General features: G+C 41.3%; 18 protein-coding genes and 1 tRNA gene. 7 read left to right on the top strand and 12 right to left on the bottom strand.

Features of this window, described 5'->3' with window-relative positions:
* Nucleotides 1-7 precede the first annotated feature (7 nt).
* The 8 genes from HYD_RS00230 to greA all read right to left on the bottom strand — a co-directional run bounded on the left by HYD_RS00230 (nucleotide 8) and on the right by greA (nucleotide 8,728).
* Entirely contained in the window at nucleotides 8-547 is a 540-nt protein-coding gene (locus HYD_RS00230) for an HK97 family phage prohead protease (RefSeq protein WP_236865147.1), read from the bottom strand.
* A gap of 14 nt (nucleotides 548-561) precedes the next feature.
* On the bottom strand, nucleotides 562-1,836 hold the full coding sequence (locus tag HYD_RS00225) for a phage portal protein (protein ID WP_236865145.1): 1,275 nt from the start codon (nucleotides 1,834-1,836) through the stop codon (nucleotides 562-564).
* Nucleotides 1,837-2,312: 476 nt separating this feature from the next.
* Nucleotides 2,313-2,402, bottom strand: a tRNA-Ser gene (locus tag HYD_RS00220).
* 236 nt (nucleotides 2,403-2,638) lie between these two features.
* On the bottom strand, nucleotides 2,639-3,964 hold the full coding sequence (locus HYD_RS00215) for an MFS transporter (protein ID WP_236865143.1): 1,326 nt from the start codon (nucleotides 3,962-3,964) through the stop codon (nucleotides 2,639-2,641).
* A gap of 85 nt (nucleotides 3,965-4,049) precedes the next feature.
* Entirely contained in the window at nucleotides 4,050-4,430 is a 381-nt protein-coding gene (locus tag HYD_RS00210; protein WP_236865141.1) for a DUF4167 domain-containing protein, read from the bottom strand.
* 82 nt (nucleotides 4,431-4,512) lie between these two features.
* Complete coding sequence (locus tag HYD_RS00205; RefSeq protein ID WP_236865139.1) at nucleotides 4,513-5,202, bottom strand: hypothetical protein; 690 nt, start codon at nucleotides 5,200-5,202, stop codon at nucleotides 4,513-4,515.
* Between the two features lie 12 nt (nucleotides 5,203-5,214).
* Complete coding sequence (ileS, locus tag HYD_RS00200) at nucleotides 5,215-8,085, bottom strand: isoleucine--tRNA ligase (protein WP_236865137.1); 2,871 nt, start codon at nucleotides 8,083-8,085, stop codon at nucleotides 5,215-5,217.
* 157 nt (nucleotides 8,086-8,242) lie between these two features.
* Complete coding sequence (gene greA, locus HYD_RS00195; protein WP_236865135.1) at nucleotides 8,243-8,728, bottom strand: transcription elongation factor GreA; 486 nt, start codon at nucleotides 8,726-8,728, stop codon at nucleotides 8,243-8,245.
* 192 nt (nucleotides 8,729-8,920) lie between these two features.
* On the opposite strand from greA, the gene pheS reads away from it, so the two are divergent.
* From pheS to HYD_RS00180, 3 genes are all read left to right on the top strand, one after another.
* Nucleotides 8,921-9,949: a phenylalanine--tRNA ligase subunit alpha gene (pheS, locus tag HYD_RS00190; protein ID WP_236865134.1), complete on the top strand. Its 1,029-nt coding sequence runs from the start codon at nucleotides 8,921-8,923 to the stop codon at nucleotides 9,947-9,949.
* A gap of 221 nt (nucleotides 9,950-10,170) precedes the next feature.
* Nucleotides 10,171-10,476 (top strand): YbaB/EbfC family nucleoid-associated protein, encoded by a 306-nt coding sequence (locus HYD_RS00185; RefSeq protein WP_236865133.1) that lies wholly within the window; start codon nucleotides 10,171-10,173, stop codon nucleotides 10,474-10,476.
* Nucleotides 10,477-10,582: 106 nt separating this feature from the next.
* Nucleotides 10,583-12,013, top strand: coding sequence for a bifunctional UDP-N-acetylglucosamine diphosphorylase/glucosamine-1-phosphate N-acetyltransferase GlmU (locus HYD_RS00180; RefSeq protein WP_236865132.1), 1,431 nt, complete (start codon nucleotides 10,583-10,585; stop codon nucleotides 12,011-12,013).
* A 249-nt stretch (nucleotides 12,014-12,262) separates the two neighbouring features.
* Here HYD_RS00180 and rpsG read toward each other — a convergent pair whose 3' ends face one another.
* Nucleotides 12,263-12,736, bottom strand: coding sequence for a 30S ribosomal protein S7 (gene rpsG, locus HYD_RS00175; protein ID WP_236865130.1), 474 nt, complete (start codon nucleotides 12,734-12,736; stop codon nucleotides 12,263-12,265).
* Nucleotides 12,737-12,969: 233 nt separating this feature from the next.
* Here rpsG and HYD_RS00170 point away from each other — a divergent pair, with 233 nt between their 5' ends.
* The 4 genes from HYD_RS00170 (at nucleotide 12,970) to HYD_RS00155 (ending at nucleotide 16,809) form a co-directional block, all read left to right on the top strand.
* On the top strand, nucleotides 12,970-13,863 hold the full coding sequence (locus HYD_RS00170) for a hypothetical protein (RefSeq protein WP_236865128.1): 894 nt from the start codon (nucleotides 12,970-12,972) through the stop codon (nucleotides 13,861-13,863).
* Between the two features lie 162 nt (nucleotides 13,864-14,025).
* On the top strand, nucleotides 14,026-14,826 hold the full coding sequence (locus HYD_RS00165; protein WP_236865127.1) for a hypothetical protein: 801 nt from the start codon (nucleotides 14,026-14,028) through the stop codon (nucleotides 14,824-14,826).
* A gap of 136 nt (nucleotides 14,827-14,962) precedes the next feature.
* A complete protein-coding gene (locus tag HYD_RS00160; RefSeq protein WP_236865125.1) occupies nucleotides 14,963-16,054 on the top strand; it encodes an NAD(P)H-dependent flavin oxidoreductase in 1,092 nt (363 codons plus the stop codon).
* A 29-nt stretch (nucleotides 16,055-16,083) separates the two neighbouring features.
* Nucleotides 16,084-16,809, top strand: coding sequence for a YebC/PmpR family DNA-binding transcriptional regulator (locus HYD_RS00155; protein WP_236865119.1), 726 nt, complete (start codon nucleotides 16,084-16,086; stop codon nucleotides 16,807-16,809).
* Between the two features lie 43 nt (nucleotides 16,810-16,852).
* Here HYD_RS00155 and HYD_RS00150 read toward each other — a convergent pair whose 3' ends face one another.
* From HYD_RS00150 to HYD_RS00140, 3 genes are all read right to left on the bottom strand, one after another.
* Nucleotides 16,853-17,461: a hypothetical protein gene (locus HYD_RS00150; RefSeq protein WP_236865118.1), complete on the bottom strand. Its 609-nt coding sequence runs from the start codon at nucleotides 17,459-17,461 to the stop codon at nucleotides 16,853-16,855.
* Between the two features lie 128 nt (nucleotides 17,462-17,589).
* Entirely contained in the window at nucleotides 17,590-18,375 is a 786-nt protein-coding gene (gene rlmB / locus HYD_RS00145) for a 23S rRNA (guanosine(2251)-2'-O)-methyltransferase RlmB (RefSeq protein WP_236865117.1), read from the bottom strand.
* Nucleotides 18,365-19,333: a tyrosine recombinase gene (locus HYD_RS00140; RefSeq protein WP_236865116.1), complete on the bottom strand. Its 969-nt coding sequence runs from the start codon at nucleotides 19,331-19,333 to the stop codon at nucleotides 18,365-18,367. Before HYD_RS00140 ends, rlmB begins: the two co-directional genes overlap by 11 nt.
* Between the last annotated feature and the right edge of the window lie 19 nt (nucleotides 19,334-19,352).

Below are 19,352 nucleotides of genomic sequence, written 5' to 3'. Positions count from 1 at the left end.
ATTATTTTTATTTTTGTCTCAGTAGTTTTTTTACTTTTTCTGCAGATTTTAAAATATCGTTTGCAGCATTTTTGCTTTTGTATTCTAAGATTTCGGCTTCTTCGTTTGCTGGGTCCGTAACAACTGAACATTCCCTAAGATCAACCTCAAGGAGCTCCCTAACTCCTTCAGAATTAACTTTTGATCTTTTTATGTTTATTCCCACTGAAAGGGTTTTGACAATGTTGCTCTTAATAAGAATGTATGCTTCTTTTGCTTTTTCAAGAGATAGCAAAAGCTTTCCTCTTATTCTAAGAGCGCTTCTACCGTTCGCCATTCGAACCTCTTCCATATGCGTAATGCAGCCTATTACTTCCTCTTGTTTATGCTGCCAAAGAATTGGGGGGTATCTTCTTTTTCCTTTCCACCATGCTATAGACTTAGAGAATGCTCCATAGACTATCCTTTCTCCATGTTTATCTACACAATCCGTGCTAGCATACCCAGAAAACTCTCCGGCCTCCACAACATTTTCCACTTTTAGCTGTGGATACAATGTATCATTCATGTATATCTCCAATTTTAAGCAATTTTTGAACCATCAATATTTTGTTTTCGCGCATTATTACTTATATTATTTTTCTGCCCCGATTCTTTTTTATCGTGGAGCAACGTAAGCGCATCACCACCGTCGACAGGAGCAAACCCCATTTCCGATCGTTTTTCATTTGGAGTTAGGAAATCTGCGCCGTCTATTCTATCCCACACGCCCTCCCTTTTTGGAGAAAGAGCTGGTATATCATCTGGGTCATATCCCAGTCTTAGGTCTTCCCCAAACATTGGCGTAAGCCAGTTATTCAAAAGACTTAAAACAAGATCTAGCGTTGGAAGCACTGTCTCTTCCCAAAGCAACAAACGCGCTTCTTTGTAATTAGAGAATGTGGCGTTATTCATTACTCCGGCTAGTATCGTAGATACGCCGAATATTTGGCAGATCTCTGAAGTAGCAATATTTTTCCCTTCTATAAAATCAAGATCTTTAGGAGAAAGCCCCATTTCTTTCCATTCAAAATCCCCTTCAAGAACAGCCATTTTGCCTGCATTAGATCCGCCAGCATAAAGTCTTTCAAGGTCATCTCTAAGTTGTTGCCGTTGAATATCTGTCAGTCCGCACTGGTTTCGAACTATAAGAGCCCCAGAAGGTCTTCCTTCATTTTGTATAAGAGCTATGTTGTGTCCTGTTACAGTATTGTGAAAATCTATAGACTGTCGAGCCACCTCAAGTGGACTCATTCCGTATAGATCGTCGAGAGGATTAAAAAGCTTTATGTGAAGTATGGGAGACTGTCCAGACATTTGATTTACACGAACACGTCTTTTTTCTTTCCCGCACCCGGAGTATTCATAAGCAGCGGGAAAACCCTTATCCCCTGGGATTATACGAACTCTATCTGGACGAAGGACGTATAGCTCCTCTGGAATATCAGAATTTGTTGCCGAAACAGCCTCTATGTAGCTGTTACCAGCCAAAAGCAGGTATGCTATAGCAGATTCGCAGAAAGCATTATATCCCTGAAGAGGGTTAGGCTTGCGAACCAGGTCTAATAATGCGTGTTCTGAAACCCTAACTCCGTTGTTATACAGTACTAAAGGGACGCTGCTAACACTTCTTGCAATCAGAGTAACGCACCTATAGCCAACTGGGTTTCTCTGATAGCTTGATTTTACTAGGCTTTGAAAGAGCGGGTCTGTCCAAACAGGTTGCCCAACAGATTGATACGACAACATGGTTGATCTTCCATTATTTTTCGTATCCAGGTCTTTCTTCTTATTTTTTGAACGTAAAATTCCGAACATACCGTCTCCTTGCGACTGGATATAACCAGCTGTTTTTGCCGATTTTTTATTTATATTCTATTTATTAGATATCACATTGAATGAGAGAAACGCAATCTTTTTACTTTTTGTAAATGATTGAATTAGGAAATTAGTCAATTGTGTATTGCAATCGAAGCAACATTTTCATTTACATTACGTAAAAATATTATTAAATTCTTAAAAAAATATGGGAAACAAGCGACATTCAGGGTTTCATACTCCCAGACGCATATTTACTATGAGTAGTAGCTACATCCGAATTATAAAAATTCCATAAGCGAGCTATGCATAAAAATGGCAATTAAAGGAAATTTACTTTTTAGGATGGCTCTTATAGCTTCGGTTTGAAAAAAATACCCAATAACGGGCTTCACTTCTCCGCTTAGCACTGCTTCGTGATATGACGGACGGAGGTGAGCTAGCGGTATGAGGAGACAAAGCGCATTGCCGACATCTGGCGGAGAGAGAGGGATTTGAACCCCCGGTACGCTTTCGCGCACAACGATTTTCGAGACCGCCCCGTTAAGCCGCTCCGGCACCTCTCCTCTGCATTTCAATGGTACCGTTTATTTATAATTTTTTCTATATGTGCAAATTTTTCTATATACATAGGTTTGCATACTGGGCTCGCTCATCATGCATAAAATTCAGACATAAAAGAGCATAAACATAAACGCCGCCACAAAGGACCGGCTCGCTCAATATTGCATTAATGACGAACACAAAAGGCCCGTCCAGAAAACACACAGGGCAAAGCGCTGTATATATGAGCTACCATCTACTAAGCAGCTCTTGCAACGAACCCAGCCTCATCATTGTTTTTCTGCCTACCTGGTTTTTTAAACAAACAGAACACGCCTATAGCATAGCTAGCCGCCATCCACATAAGGACAACCGCAAACCCCCATTTTCCACAATACTTCTGAGACACTCCAAACAGAAAAGGCCCAAGCCCATACATTATAGATCTTCCTATTCCCCATACGAACCCAAACGAGCTATACACGCGCGACCAAGAAAAACACTTAACAGAGCTTGCTAAAACCGGAAGTTCTGCATGAGATATGCTAATTAGTGCTATTTGGGCTGCCAAAAGAAGCCATCTATTTGCATGCCCATACACTATAAGGGCAGCGCACGGAGCGGCAAGAAGGACAACCGATGCGCTCCTAAGATATGCAACTTTAACTATGTTAAACATATCGCCAGCATATCCAAGAGCAGCGACGACAAAAATTTCATACAAAAGCACAACAGAACTCTGCAAAAGGATCCCATCCGCAGAGCAACTTATTTGTTCTTTCAATATCTTTGGAATATGGGTGTATACCATGTAAAACACTATAGGGTGACACATATTTATGAACACCCCGCCGATCGCAGGCCATTTTTTATCCCATAATTCTCTCCAAAGAACAATTTTTTTTGCGATTTTGGGCCTATCGTCTGGCAACAACCTTCTCAAAGAAACACCAAGAAGCATTATGCAACTTCCGATATAAAATGGCGCCCGCCACCCAGGATTTTCTCCCAAAACCCTAACGCAAACAGACCCGCACAAAGCAGCGCAGAGCCCACCAAGCGTAGACGATACGTACACTAAAGAAGAAAAAAAGTTCACATATTTTGGCGGAGCATTCTCCACTATATAAACAGTAGACCCAACAAACTCCCCGACATTAGAAAAGCCCTGGAGGAACCTGCAGAACAGTATTATAAGCGAGGCCCAAATTCCTATGCTTTGATACGTAGGAGCGCTCGCAATCATAAGAGTGGAAACACCCATCATAACAGTAGACGCAATAAGCATTTTTTTTCTGCTTATAAAATCTGCAACATATCCGAATATAAGGGCCGCTATTGGCCTTACAAACCACCCAAGCGCAAATGAAGTTATTTCGAAAAGCTCTTTTATCCCTTTGCTATCATTTGGAAAAAACAGAGGAGATATTATAAAAAGCATATGCGCAAACAAAAGAAGGTCGAAATACTCAAGAAAGTTTCCAGCCAAAACCGCTATGGTAGTCTTTACAGACAAGCCAGACCCTTCTGCAGAAGACGCAATATCAGAGCACCTACAGCGAACAGACAACAACCACTTTTTCATACCGCGCCACAATAAAAAAACTTTTTATAAACTAAATCACAGAACGATTTTTTGCAACATCCCAGCAACGGAAAGCCGTTCAGCTCTATCTAGCATCCACAAAATCCTGTTCTAAGCAAGAGGACCCATCTGAATGGTCGGTCAAAGAACCATGATCATCAAACGCCACTTCAACAAAATCGCCAACATTCTCTGCGCCGCATAAAGAAGCCTCAGAGCCTCCGTCTCCTTTACCATCAGAAAAACTCTTTTTCTTTGGCATTGACAACACTAATCTTCTGTAGTGTTCTGCATACTGAAACAGTCTCTCTGCCTCAACAACGTCACCACTACGCATAACGCACCTAGCGGCGGACATATATTTGTCCACCATCTGCTGAGCGGTACCTTTAACTCTATTTTGAGAGCTACCACCATCCGCCAGACGAGTTCTTTGCCCGGCGCTTTTGTTTGCACATTTTTTCATAAAGCTTATTTCTTATTTCCCAACAACACCCAACAACTAGATTCCACGTACAGCCGGCAAGAGAGCGAACCAAACAGTCCCATTAACACCATTTGCAAACAGAAACCCTGCCACAACAGCCAGCATCGCAGAAGCCGCTACACACCATCTCATCACAAGCACAACGGAAAGGAATGCTCCTAAAAGCCCCGCGCCCGCAACTACCTATATATCCAGCACAACTAAGGAACAAAGAGCGCATGCTAATGTCGCCAATCACCGGCAACACCCCCTTAGAAACTACCTGCACATTATATCCGCATCCTTCATATTTTGCAAGTTCTTCTGCGGTAGCCCTAAATATGATTCTATCCCCTGACTTTTCAATTTTCATTACAAAAAAACTTTCCTTCGAAGAAGAAATAGCTATAATAATCCCTTCCTCTATTCGCGAAGAAAAGATTTTAAGAGCTAGCGCGTCAAACAACGACAAAGAATACGCAGCTGCAGAACCATTCTCTAAATAATCTTTTGCTCCCACATAAACTCCGAATAAAAGCGAAATGTTAATTCTTATAGATGAAAACGGAGACGGACCGTGAAATGTAAGAAAAGACGCATCGCCAAATAGTCCGAGCGTTTTTGCTTCGTTAACCGCTCTATGCAAAAAGGAGGCAACAGCAATGTCATTTGTACTATAGTCGCTCTCGCAAGAGTCTGAAAACAAGACGGCGCCGCCACTGACAAGAGCAACGGCAGGATTAGGAAATGTGCAAAATGCTATGATATTCATAATTGGTTTACGTTAATCTGAACTCTCCGCGCACAAACAACGCTTACACAATCGCATTTCGGATATTTTCACTTCTGGAAGAATTTTCCAGCACCTGTCACACTTTTCTCCATCAGCCTTTTTGACAACAACTTTCACACCACCAGAACAATCATATGAATCACGCGGAGCGTCACCTATTCCTAACATCTCCGCATTTGACGTCAAAAACAGCTCGGCCAAAGAAATCTCGTCCTCAAATCCGCTATAACGAGAAGGTGAGTATACGCTGACGCTAGCCTGAAGGCTTGAAGTAATCTCTTTGTTTTCTCTTGATTTTTCCAGAGCTTCTGTAACTGCAGATCTAATCTCTCTAAGGTTGCTTACAGTTTTTTCAACAGCCTCGTTTTTCCATCCGAAAGGAATATCAAAGCATTTACTCAAATGAACGCTCCAAAACTTACCACATACACATAATCCTTTTTCCAATACATATTCCATCAAAGCACTATTTTTTTGCCCAACTATTTCGCTCATAGGATCTATCCCTAGAACATCGATAGCGAACGAATGCATAGCCTCTTCTGACGTAAAACAAAGAAATGGCGCTAATAAATGTATGAGTATAAAAAATGTGTGCAAAAATGTAGTGCGCACAGCCCTCCTTCTAACCGCCGACTCACAATCGCAGTAAAGCGAATCCTTGCGCACATCGAAATAAAAAGCAGATAAGTCGTTGTTACAAAAATGATGAATAGCGTGCACCGCCGCCTTAAAGTCATACTCGTCTACATACTTTTTGACATTTTTCTGCAATTCAAAAAGCTTATGATGCACCCATTTTTCTACAATAGGCATTTCATCTAGGCCGACCACTTCTTCTACTGTAAAACCGTCAAGACCACCAAGGAGATATCTCAAAGTATTCCTAAAGCGCCTATACATATCTCCTGTGTGTTTTAGTATAGTTTCTCCTACGCTAACATCTCCGCTATAGTCAGAGCTCGCCACCCATAGCCTAAGAACATCAGCTCCCATTTTCGCTATCACGTCTTGAGGAGATACGCCATTGCTACCAGATTTTGACATTTTAATTCCGTCTTCGTCGATAACGAATCCATGAGTAACAACTTCCTCAAACGGAGCACGTTTTTCTAATGCAGCAGACGTAAGAAGCGATGATTGAAACCAACCTCTATGCTGGTCTGATCCTTCAAAATAAAGGTCTGCTGGCCACGACAAATCGCTGCTTCCGCGAAGAACGACCATATGGGTGACACCAGATTCAAACCAAACATCTATTATATCGTCTATTTTTTCAACAGATGATCGACGCACTCCGTCTGGGAGGATATCGAATATCTCATCAAGAAACCACACATCAGAACCTTGTTTTTCTATAAGTTCAACTATCCGCGAGTTCATGTCGCTATTAATTATCGGTTTACCTGTATCCTTGTCGACAAATAAACAAAGAGGAACTCCCCATCTGCGTTGTCTAGAAATACACCAATCTGGTCTCCCTTGAACCATAGATGAAATCCGATTCTCCGAAGATTCGGGTCTCCATCTAACGTTAGGTATGATAGCAAGAGCGGCAGCTCGAAGATCGCGCTCTCCATCAAGAGAAATAAACCATTGCGGCGTTGTCCTGTATATAAGAGGCTGCTTAGAGCGCCACGAATGCGGATAGCTGTGTTTATAGTTTGAACAGCTTATAAGAGCCGAGTGTTTTATAAGCGCAAGTTCTATATCAGCAAAGGATTTCCATATGTGCATACCAGCAAACAATGGGACAGAATGAACGAACTTACCGTCAGGAGCCACAATTTCTGGAATTTCTATTCCGTATTTTTGCGCTATACCGAAATCTTCGATTCCATGCCCAGGAGCAGTGTGCACAAAGCCTGTGCCAACTTCGTCCGTAACATGCTCACCAGGAAATAGCCTAACTTCAAAACAATAGCCCTCTTCGCAAAGAGGGTGCTTGCAAACAATATTTCTAAGCTCACCAGAGCTAATTTGGCGCTCTATATCATAACTAGATATCGTCGCAAGTTTGCAAAGTTCTTCCAGACGCTGACCACACACTATCAGGCTATCCCCAACGCAAACTCGCGCCATATCTCCAACGCTTGTCACTCGAATAAGAACGTATTGCAAACTCTCTCCATAACAAATTGCACGATTAGCAGGAATCGTCCACGGAGTAGTAGTCCATATAACTACTTTGGCTCCAACAAGTTTTTGATCGTCAGCGTCGCACACAGGAAATCCAACATTAACGGACTTAGAAGTAACGTCTTTATATTCAATTTCTGCCTCGGCCAAAGCTGTTTGCTCAGAAACAGACCACATAACAGGTTTTACTCCGCGATACACGTAACCCATTTCCAGCATCTTAAAGAATTGTTCCACTATTCTAGCTTCAAACTCAAAATCCATAGTTTTATAAGGATTTTCCCAATCGCCTAAAACACCAAGACGCTTGAATTCAGCTTTTTGAACAGACAGCCAATGATTTGCAAATTCGCGACATTTCCTACGCAGCTCGATCGATAATTGCGCTCCAACTTCACTCACAGATTCTTCGACTTTTGCTTCTATAGGAAGTCCGTGACAGTCCCATCCTGGAACAAATACAGCGTCAAGCCCGTCCATAGTAAACTTGCAACGGTTTGTAATATCTTTAAGAATTTTGTTAAGCGCATGACCGATATGTATCCTTCCATTAGCATAAGGCGGCCCGTCGTGGAGTACGAACTTTGCGGCTCCGGCCCTAGCTCTTCTGCGCACAGAGTAAATATCTATCTTCTCCCACCACTCGAGAAGTTTAGGCTCATTAATCGGAAGCCCGCCCTTCAGCGGAAAAGAGGTTTTCGGTAAAAACACACCTTTATACATATTCAAACCCAAAAAACGCAGGATAACCTAGTTTATCATAGAAAACCAAGCTAGCAACCACAAAGTACAGGCTTCTCTGCGTTCCTTCTCCACCAAAACAACAGATCCCACGATGTAGCACATAAACACAAACTAAACACAGCGCAAAAACGACCCTTTACGTCTGCTGTTCATAAAACACTGAATCTATCGCATAACATTTTTCGCCATTTGGAGTAACGAACTCTATAACATCTCCCTCTTTCTTTCCTATAAGAGCCTTGGCCAAAGGAGCTTCACACGATAACAGTCCCCTTTTTATGTCAGCTTCGTCTTCTCCAACTATTTGGTAGGTAACTGGAACCCTAGTTACGTCATCTATAAGCCTAACAAAAGCTCCGAAACATATATTCGGGCCAGAAACAGACGACACATCCACAACTTCGACGCTAGACAATCGTTGTTCTATTTTTGCAATGCGGTTTTCTATGAACGCATACTTTTCCTTTGCCGCGTGATACTCTGCATTTTCAGAAAAATCCCCATGCTTTCTGGCATCTGCAATTTCTTTCGCCACTTCTTGCCGCTCAACGGTCTTAAGGTGCTTCAGCTCATCCTTTAACCTCTCAAAACCCTTTTTCGTAATAAGAAAACTCTTTGGCATAGACGCGTACACTGCACACAAAAACGATTAGCAGATTGTAGGAAAGTTGCTGAAAAAATTCAACACTGAGAATGCGTTTTTTCGCGCTCTCAAAGCACAAAAATGTCTATAAGCGAAGAACTACTGAGCAATATAGTTTTTTCTGCAATAAATTCTTATACTAGGTCGATATAGAAACAGTTGGCATGCAGCATGAAGTTTGATCTTGGTTCGATTATGTATATCCTGGAGAACGCATCCTCTTTAGAGGACTTAGAAAAAGCTCGCCTCAGCATGTTTGGAAAAGACGGAAGCATAACAGAAGCCATTAACTCCTTGCGCTTCCTCTCTGGAAAAGATAAGGCAGAGCAAGGAAAAGAACTAAACAAAGTCAAGACCGCCGTCCTGGATGCGATAGCACAAAAAAAGAGAACGCTGGAAGAAGAAGCTTTAAACCGAGCGTTGCTATCGGAAACTATTGACATGACAGCTCCATATAAACAAAGCAACGAAGGAAGAGAGCACCCTATAACGCACGTCATCGAAGAAGTAACAGAGATATTTTCATCTTTTGGGTTTTCTGTCCAAGACGGGCCTGAAATAGAGACAAGCTTCTACAACTTTGACGCTTTGTGCGTACCTCATCATCACCCTTCACGGTCGGATCAAGATACATTTTATTTCGACAGTGGAGCGCTTTTGCGCACCCAAACATCGTCTGTCCAAATACGGTCAATGCAAAAGCTCGGGGTTCCGCTTCGTATAATAGCTCCTGGACGAGTATATAGACCGGACTACGACAACACACATTCTCCAATGTTTCACCAGATAGAAGGACTGGCCGTTGGCTATGGAGTGACTATGGCGCACTTAAAATGGTGTTTAGAAGAGTTTTGCAGAAGATTTTTCGATCGAACTATGAAGCTTCGTTTCAGAGCAAGTTTTTTTCCTTTTACAGAGCCTTCTATGGAAGTAGACGTGCCGTGCAGAAGAGTCTCCGGTAAAATAGAAGTCGGGATGGAGGGAGACTGGCTAGAACTTTTAGGGTGCGGTATGGTTCATCCAGATGTATTCAAAAATTGCGGTATACAGGATGATAAAATAACTGGATTCGCCTTTGGAATGGGGGTAGAGAGGCTAGCAATGGTGAAGTATGGAATAGGAGACCTGAGAGATTTTTTTTGCAACGACCAAAGGTTTTTAAAGTATTACGGATTTTCAATAAGCGACAAAGCACACTAAACAGATATAGTCGAGTTTTGCGGCTCGATACATCGATCTATACGAACCAGCAGCAATAAGAGACAGGATTACTCCGTGGAAAGCTCATCATGGATCGGTTATTCTCAAGCTGCTTCTTTTAACATTGCTCCACTCAAGACAACAAGAAGTGAGAAAATATTAGACCGCGTCAAGAATTGAATATATAATTCCCAACTAGTGGTTGCTTTGATTTACGACACATGGATTTTTCAAGAATGATGAAGCAGGCGCAGCAGCTTCAAAAACAAATGAGCGAGGCCCAAAAAGTTATGTCAGAATCAGAGGTATCTGGTTGCTCTGGCGGCGGCGCTGTTACTATAGTTTTATCAGGAACGCATGCCATGAAGAAGATCTCAATAGACGCAGGCATCCTCCAAGACGCGGAGGTTCTAGAGGACCTCATAGTTGCGGCGCACAACGACGCTTATAAAAAACTAGAAAAGAAAAGGGAAGAAGTTTTCGGAGGTTTTAAGGTGCCTCAAGGGCTAGATATTCCAGGTCTATGAAGTATATTTTTTGCTTTTACTGAAAAGATTTTGTATTTTTGCGGCATTTTCGTAGATTAAAAAGCGCACTCATTATCGGTGGTCTATTATTTCGGGGGTTTATCTCGTGTTGAGTAACAATAAATCAGCTGTGTTTATTTTAGCTGCCGGGCGCTCTTCGAGATTTAATTCAAGTACAAGCAAAATTTTCCATGATTTATGTGGGCAACCAGTCGTTAACTATGTTCTAGACGTTGCTAGGTTTTTTGCATACGATTACAACAGCATAATTTCAGTTATTTCCAAAGATTCTCCAGAAATAGCGGATACAGTATGCGTTCGACAAAAAGATGCGCTGGGAACTGGAGATGCTTTTCGATCTGCCCTTTTTAGACTATTAGGCCAACAAGGGTCCCTCTGCACCGGGCCCGTCACCATTGACGCAGAACAGCGAGCTCTAGCAAACAACGCGTCAAGCTCTCTTTTTATCGAGAAAAAAAGAACCTCCAGCGAGATGGCGTTGGTTTTATATGGAGACGCTCCATTAATAACAACCGAAAGTATTCAGCTTTTGTTCGAAGCAAAGAAAAAAAACCCAGAGGCCGCGATAGTGATACTGGCGATGTATCCAGAAAACCCATCGGGGTATGGGCGCATAAAAGAGAAAAATGGAAAAGTAACAGAAATAGTGGAATGCAAAAATGCCTCTTCTGAAGAAAAGCTAATACCTCTTTGCAATTCAGGAATTTTGCTAATAGATATCAATGTTGCAGAGAAGCTTTGTCCTTTGCTCAAAAAAAATGATTTGTCCGGAGAATATTATTTAACAGACATCGTTCGATTAGCAACCGACAATAGTTACTCCGTTATATCAGTTGAAGCTCCGGCAAACGAATTATGCGGAATTAACACTCGAGCCGAACTATCCCATGCGCACGATATTCTGCAAAAAAGGTTTCGGGAAAAAGCTTTGCAGAGATGCGCTACTTTATATGGAAAAGACACGATATTTCTGTCCTACGACACAGTAGTAGAGCGAGATGTGACAATACATTCCAATGTGTGTATAGGGCCGGGAGTGCACATACACGAAGGAGCCGAAATATTACCATTTTCATACATATGTAACGCGACTATCGGCGAACACTGCTCCATAGGACCGTTCGCACTAATAAGCGGAAACACGGTTTTGCACAACAGAAGCACTGCGGGAAGTTTCGTAGAAATAAAGAGGTCTTCTGTTGGCCCTCGTTCAAAAGTAAAACACCTAAGCTACATAGGCGATTCATGCATAGGAAGCAATGTAAATATCGGAGCTGGAGTTGTAACGGCAAATTACGACGGCCACTCAAAACACAAAACAGTAATAGGAAATAACGCTTTCATAGGCTGCAACTCGTCTCTCATAGCGCCAATTGAAGTCGGAGAAACGTCAATTATCGGGGCTGGAAGCGTTATCACAAAAAACGTACCAAGCAAAAGCCTGTCATTATCCCGCCCAGAGCAAAAAGTGGTACCTCTAAAAACCTCCAGCAAGCATCTATCAAGAAAAAAGTAATCTAACCTATCAGACAGCTTTAACGCGCAAAGCATAAGAGCGACCGGCACTCTATCTTGCCGCAAGCCAGCGCTCAGTTCATCCGAACCAACACAATAAACACAGCACAAACCCAAAGAACAAACCTCTGCCCCCACTAAGAAACAGTCCATTCCACAAAAAACAGCCGTCCAACACACCACAAAGCGTCAAACAGTCACATTACGGCATGCCCGTAAAAACAAGCAAAACACGACACGAAGAGCTATGCTACCACCGAAAATGGGAAAAAGCTTTATTAGCTTCAGCCATTTTGTGAGTATTTTCTCTTTTCCTTATCGCGGCACCAGTCTTTTTCTCAGCATCCATAATTTCAAGAGCAAGCCTTCGCTCCATAGACCGCTCCGATCTCTCCCTCGCAGCTTGAATCAACCACCTTATACTAAGCGAACGAGACCTAAAAGGAGAAACAGGAATAGGCACCTGATATGTAGCGCCGCCAACCCTACGTGAACGAACTTCAAAAGACGGCTTCACATTCGCAATCGCATCATGAAACATCTGTTTCGCATCTGCGCCAGCGTTTTTTTCTTCTATATATTCCAACGCCCTGTAAAAAATAGACTCCGCGACAGACTTCTTCCCTTCCTCCATCAGCACATTTATAAACTTGCCAAAAACATGGTCTAAAAACCTGGCATCCGGTTGGTCTGGACGCTTTTTTGCCGCACGCCTACGAGCCATCAATCACCTCTCTCAACTATGAAACACGCACACACGGTAACGGTATCACATTTAGCAAACAAAATACATAGTCTTCGAGATAAGAAGCCACCAAGAAGCAGTCGAATTTATAAATAAAAATCCCACAAATCAAATTAACATAAAAATAAATAAAAAATCTTATAATATAAGAAAATAATATTAACAAAAATGTAAAAATGCTACAAAAATCTTTTCTATTGCTGATTGCTGCAATGACATCATCTAATCTTTTCGCAGGGCAAGAAAAACAAGAAGAAGAATATAAAGAGGAATTTCCAATATCAACAACTGAGCCTGATCCCGCTATAGAAAGACCTATAATAAAAGAAGAAGCTAACGCTGCAAGAAAAAAATTGCTACAAACAGCTCTGGAAGAACTGCGCAGCAATAAAGAAAAAATGGAAATTAAAGAAGGTCCCGTTTCGCAAAACAACGAGTCAAGTTTAGAAAAAATAAAGGAAAGTCTAGAAAAAGACCCTTTAAAACAAGCTTATTTTAATGAATTAAATTTCTTTTCAGAAAAAGCGCTAGAATTCTTCACAGGCGCCCTAAATGCAGCGAAATCAGCACAGCCAGAACTCAAAGAAAAAATTCTACAAGACGTAAAAAAGAATATGAAAATTTGGGAATTTCAACAATCTAATCAACCATACCATGATATAGTGCATCTAACGAAAAACGCAGAAATAAAGGAGCTATATCGCAAAATAAAAAAAGAAATAGGAAAACCCACACAAAATGGTGCTACTGCCATAAATCAAAAAAATCATTATCTTTTACAAAAAAATTCAAAGCCCTTTATGATAAATACCCTTTTCATGGAAATGCCAAAAGCGCTTGCAGAATCAAAAAGAAAGCTCTCTCTAGCAGAGCAAGGAAGGGGCGCCGAACTAAATCTAGAAGAAATGGATAATTTCATATGGAACGCTGATAAAATGATATCCATGCTACGCAATACAACAAATCCATACTTAAGCAAACTTTATGACAAAGACGCGATTAATTCTATACAAAATCAAAAAGAGCAGATGGAGTATGTCATTCAGTCTCTTGAAACAATTATAGGCACCTTCGAAAAAATAAAAGAAATAGTAAAAAAACAATAAAAATTTAGAAGCCTATTGATATAAAAACAAACACTCATGCTTCGCTATTTTAATAAAATCAAAAAATCATTTCTTTATTTTCAAAGAATTGCCACTAGCCTCAATTGCAAAAAGCGCATTTATATTATATTATTAAAAAATAAACAATGTAATATAAATGCCATGAACAAAATTATTTCAATAATTATTCCTTCGCTAGCAATATCTGGAATATTTTCCACATCAAGTATTTTCGCCGCCGGAGCATACACTTTTTCTAAATCAGAAAGATTCAAGAGTCCTGCCTCCAATTACTCTGAATTCGGCAACTTCTCAAACAATGATGAGTTAAAGGCAAAATTTAAACCTTCAGCAAAATCACAAAAACTGGCCAGCTTCGCTAGAGCGCGCCGCAACCAAGAACTTATACTACAAGGAATTGATGAGAAAAAAATAGGAAACGTTTTGTATGCAGATGCTATGAGAATGCTTAATGAAAAGGAAAATAAAAAATCCCAGGAAGAACAAAAAATGCGAAAAGAAAGAAGCCGCTTAAAGATAAGCAAGGGGTCTATGGAAATACTATCAAAAAAGGGAGAGCTTACTCCAGAAATCCTAAAAAAGCTTACTGAACAAATGCCTGAGCCTGAATCAATGCTAATAGAGGTGAAGAATCCTATAAAATCAAGCCACCCTACAAAGGTAAAAGTTCCACCGCTAAACCTCGCGCAATTAAATGGACCCGATTATTTACGTGGCCCAGAAATAGAAAGTAATGCGCAAAAGTCCGAATCCAGCATGATAATAGAAGCTCCTATGGCAAATCCGCAGCGACTCAGTTTAAAAGAATTAATACACAATGCCAGTATAATGAAAGCTAATCCAAGGTATACCAAACAAGTAAATCAAGCAATTGAACGAGTTCTACAAAAAACTGCTCCCAGACAACAACTGAAACAACCTCAAGCAATTGATCAACACTAATACACAGCTCATCGCTCCACAACAAAAAAGCGCGCACACATAACGAGTCCAACACAGCAAAATTGAACTACGCGCTTAATTCTGATATCATTTACCCTAGCGCTTAGCGGGTTTCGTCGATGTGGAGGTGTTGGTTATGTCCGAGTATTTAAATAGCGGCCTCCGAGATCATATTAAAGACAATGCGCTTTCGCTTATATCCAGCATGTGGAAGCGCGGCACAGACTTTTTAGGAAGCCGCTATGCTATCCTCGGCGGAGCTATGGCGTGGATCTCTGAACATAATCTTGTATCTGCAATATCTAATGCTGGCGGATTTGGAGTAATTGCCGGAGGCTCTCTCTCTCCAGACATGCTTAAAGAAGAGATTCAAAAGACTAAGAAAAAGACAATATTTCCATTCGGCGTTAATGTCATAGCGTTTCACCCAAATATCAACGAATTAATAGCTGTTTGCTGCGAAGAAAAAGTTAGATGCGTTTTCTTTGGCGGAGGGCTGGCACAAAAAGCTTCTATAGACGCGCTTCATAAAGCAGGCGTTGCTGTTGTGTGCTTTGCGACGTCTCCACTTATAGGAAAAAGGCTCGTTCGCTCTGGAGTTGACGCTCTTGTAATAGAGGGAAGCGAGGCTGGAGGCCATATAAACTCTGTCTCAACAAGCGTGCTGGTTCAAGAAATCCTACCGACTCTCATTTCTGAAGTACCAATTTTCATAGCTGGCGGAATAGGAAGCGGATCAACAATTTTGTCCTACATAGAAATGGGAGCGAGCGGATGCCAGTTGGGCACACGGTTTGTATGCACAGCTGAATCAATAGCGCACGAAAATTTTAAAAACGCCTTTATACGAGCCAATTCACGCGACGCCATAGTGTCTGTTCAGCTCGATAACAGGTTCACTGTCGCCCCTGTGCGAGCGCTTGAAAATGATGGAATGCGCGAATTTATAGAAATGCAAAAGAGAGTTATTGCCTTGTTCGACTCTGGAGAAATTTCTAAGGAGAGCGCGCAGCTAGAGATAGAGCGCTTTTGGGCCGGCTCTCTTAGAAAAGCAGCGATTGAGGGGTGCGTCACAACGGGATCTGTCATGGCTGGCCAAAGCGTAGGGATGGTAAAATCCATAGACACTTGCGAAAACGTCATACAATCTCTTATCCGCGAGATGACAGAGAATATTTTAAAGAGAGGCTCTTTATACTCTTGCCTTGCGGATTCGGACGTTGCATAGATTAGATAACCAGACGAGTGGAGAACAAAGTGGCTGGACATTCTCAGTTTAAAAATATAATGCACAGGAAGGGAGCCCAAGACATAAAAAGGGGCAAGCAATTTACCAAAATCATAAAAGACATTCATACAGCTATAAAAGAAGGAGGATCTGTCCCAGAATCAAACGCGAAGCTTCGAACAGCATTAGCCTCTGCTCGCCAATCAAACGTCCCAAAAGACACCATAGAAAGAGCTATAAAACGCGCATGCGGAGATGGAGCGGAAAATTCATATGAAGATGTGCGCTATGAAGCTAAACATCAAGACGGAAGCGCAATAATAATAGAAGCCTCGACTGACAACAGAAATCGTACAGCATGCGAGGTGCGCACAATAGTCAATAAAAATGGAGGCTGCCTCACAGAGCAAAACAGCGTTTCTTTTATGTTTGAACACCTAGGGCTGATAGTATATTCATCTGAACACAGCTGCGACTTGTCAGCAGTTCAGCTTTCTGCCATAGATTTAGGAGCAAGAGAAATAGAAGAAAAAGATGGAGAGGTCATGGTGTTTTGCGAAATTGAGGAGTTCTCTTTACTAAAAAATTCATTGGAAAAAGAATTTGGAACACCAAGATTTGCAGAGATTGTTTGGAGCCCAACATCAACTGTATCGCTTCAATGCGATGACGCAGCAAAGTCGTTCACAAACATGATAGACCTTTTAGAAGATAACGAAGATGTTATCTCCGTATGGCATAATGTCGATATATAAGGATTTCAGTGCAACGCACCTATCACTCGCTACACTTATATGCTCATTTACCAATCTCTATGTCCTGAATAAACAACCGTATTTGAGAATCCAGATTAACGATGCCGCTGGTAAGTGCCGGATCGCCGCTGCGTATAATTTCTGCACATTTTCCAAGCGCTTCCATTGCCGTAACTTTTGCTTCAGAAATATTTCCTTCTTGCTTTTGAAAAACCATTTTCTCCATCATTTTATTTATACTTGAACGCTCAGCATTAATTTTTTCTTTTTCTGCTTGTTTTTCTAAAGAATACATCGAATTTATTTGCCGATCATCGCTTGTATTCTGTTGTTTTAGCTCTGGTTTTTCCAAGGCTCCACCTCCGGACGACAATTCTGTGCCATCACTTGTTTTTGCGGTCCAACTAGCGCCTCTATTTTTCGCTTTAACCTCCATAGAGCTGTTTCCAATTACCAAATTAAAAGGGTCACCTCTCAAAATCAGGTTCATATCTGTGGTTTTTCTTTTTTCCATACGCACAGAATCCAACACTTCTTGAATAGACTGTTTTATATCGTCTTTCTCGTCACATTCAGCAACAACTGTCTTATTTTGTATTTTAGATATTGTGCAAAAAGCATATGCCTCCTGGTTAATAATTATATTTCCCACAGCTAATAGCGTCGTACTAAACGCAATTAATAAAACTTTTCTATCGCCATTCATTTTGTTAAAAATCTACACACACATATAGTGTATAAATAATAGCAAAAAACAATAAAAAGAACATTAATAACAGGCTATCCACATATTTTTCGCCAAATAGCATGCATCCCCACAGCAGCTGCACATGATACATTTAATGTAGAAAATTCAGGGTCTGTACGAATACATGCGAGAAAATCACACGATTTTTTTGTAAGATGGCGCATACCAGAGCCTTCCCCTCCAACTATAAGGGCGACAGGAGGAGCAATCATAGCGTCAAAAAAACTATCCACAGGCGTTTTTCCACTTTCGTCCAGCCCTATGATTGTAAAATCGTTTTTTTTCAATAATTCGATTGTAACTGCAAGATTCGAAACATATGCATACGGGACAAAATCAAGCGCTCCAGCAGCGGCCTTAGCGATTACTCCAGTAATAGACGGAGAATGGCGCTTTGTCATGACAACAGCTCCAACTCCAAACGCAGCAGCATTTCTCCATATGGCGCCTACATTGTGAGGATCTGTGACATGGTCTAAAAGCAAGACAAATCTGTGCCTGCAAATATCGCCTACAGAAATTTGCTGTAATGGACGAGCTACCGCCGCGATTCCCTGGTGAACAGAATTCACGCCAACTCTCAGAAGCTCCCGCATTTCATCTTTCGTAACCGCAGAAAAATCCACATTTTTCTTTTCGGCAAGAGCTCGTATCGCCTCGTCCATCTCTCCAACATAGCAAAGCCTGTCTATAACTCTCTGAGGATTTCTAAGGGCCGCAGCGACAGCATGGGTTCCCCAAATGATTTCCATATTCTGAAAGCTGTGTCTAGCTCTATTAGCTCTGCTATTGTAATTACGCGAATGCTTACTCTTCATTTTTATGCTCCGACTTTCCAAGAGGATGAAATTTATCAACAACTTCAGAAAGCCTACAATTGCTAACATGCGTATATATTTGAGTCGTTGAAATGTCTTTATGTCCTAACAAGCTTTGCAATGAAACTATATCCATCCCGTTTTCAAGCAAATGTGTTGCAAAGGCGTGTCTTAAAACATGCGGAGATATTTTTTCATTAGCAATGCCACAGTTAGCAGCAAGTTGCTTTAAAATCTGCCCTACTCTTTGGCGAGTTATATGTCCTGTAGCTCCCCTAGACGCAAACAAAAAATCATTTTCTTCTTTGTCTAAAAACAGCGGTCGTATCATAACATATGCTCGCACGGCTTCTATCGATCTTTGCGTAGTAAAAACAATACGTTCATTCCCTCCTTTACCTTTTATATTCACATACCCTTCAAAACTCTCCTTCATAATGTCGCAAACGAACCCCATACGAAGCGAGACAAGCTCTGATATTCTGATACCTGTCGCATACAAAAGCTCCACTATCGCCCACGTTCTTCTTCCTTCTGCAGAAGCATCTCTACGCGCGCTTTCAAGCAGCGTCGATACATCCGTCATAGAAAGAATTTTTGGCAAAATATCTTGTCTTATCGATACGCACACGTCATCAAAGGGATGAACTAGAGCCAAGTCCTCTGATATTAAAAATTTATAAAACTGACGAAGCGCACATATCTTTCGAGCGATTGACCTTGTTTTCAAGCTAGCAGAATTCATCATCAAGACATACTCTTCGGCTTCTGCACGCGTAGCATGCGAAACAGCCCGATTACCCAAAAATTCTATCCAGCCTCTAACATCTGTTTTATATGCCTGAATAGTATACTTAGCCACGCCTCTTTCGCTAGCCATCATCTCTAAGAACAACTCCGCCAATTTTATATTCTCGCACTCAAACGAGCTAACCCAATTCCTAGAGCCCTCTCCCATAGCCTACTCCAGCCACCAA

The sequence above is a fragment of the Candidatus Hydrogenosomobacter endosymbioticus genome (genome assembly GCF_021654655.1).
In the GTDB taxonomy this organism is placed as follows: Bacteria; Pseudomonadota; Alphaproteobacteria; order Holosporales; family GW7; genus Hydrogenosomobacter; species Hydrogenosomobacter endosymbioticus.
This window is presented reverse-complemented; position numbering and strand designations above follow the sequence as displayed.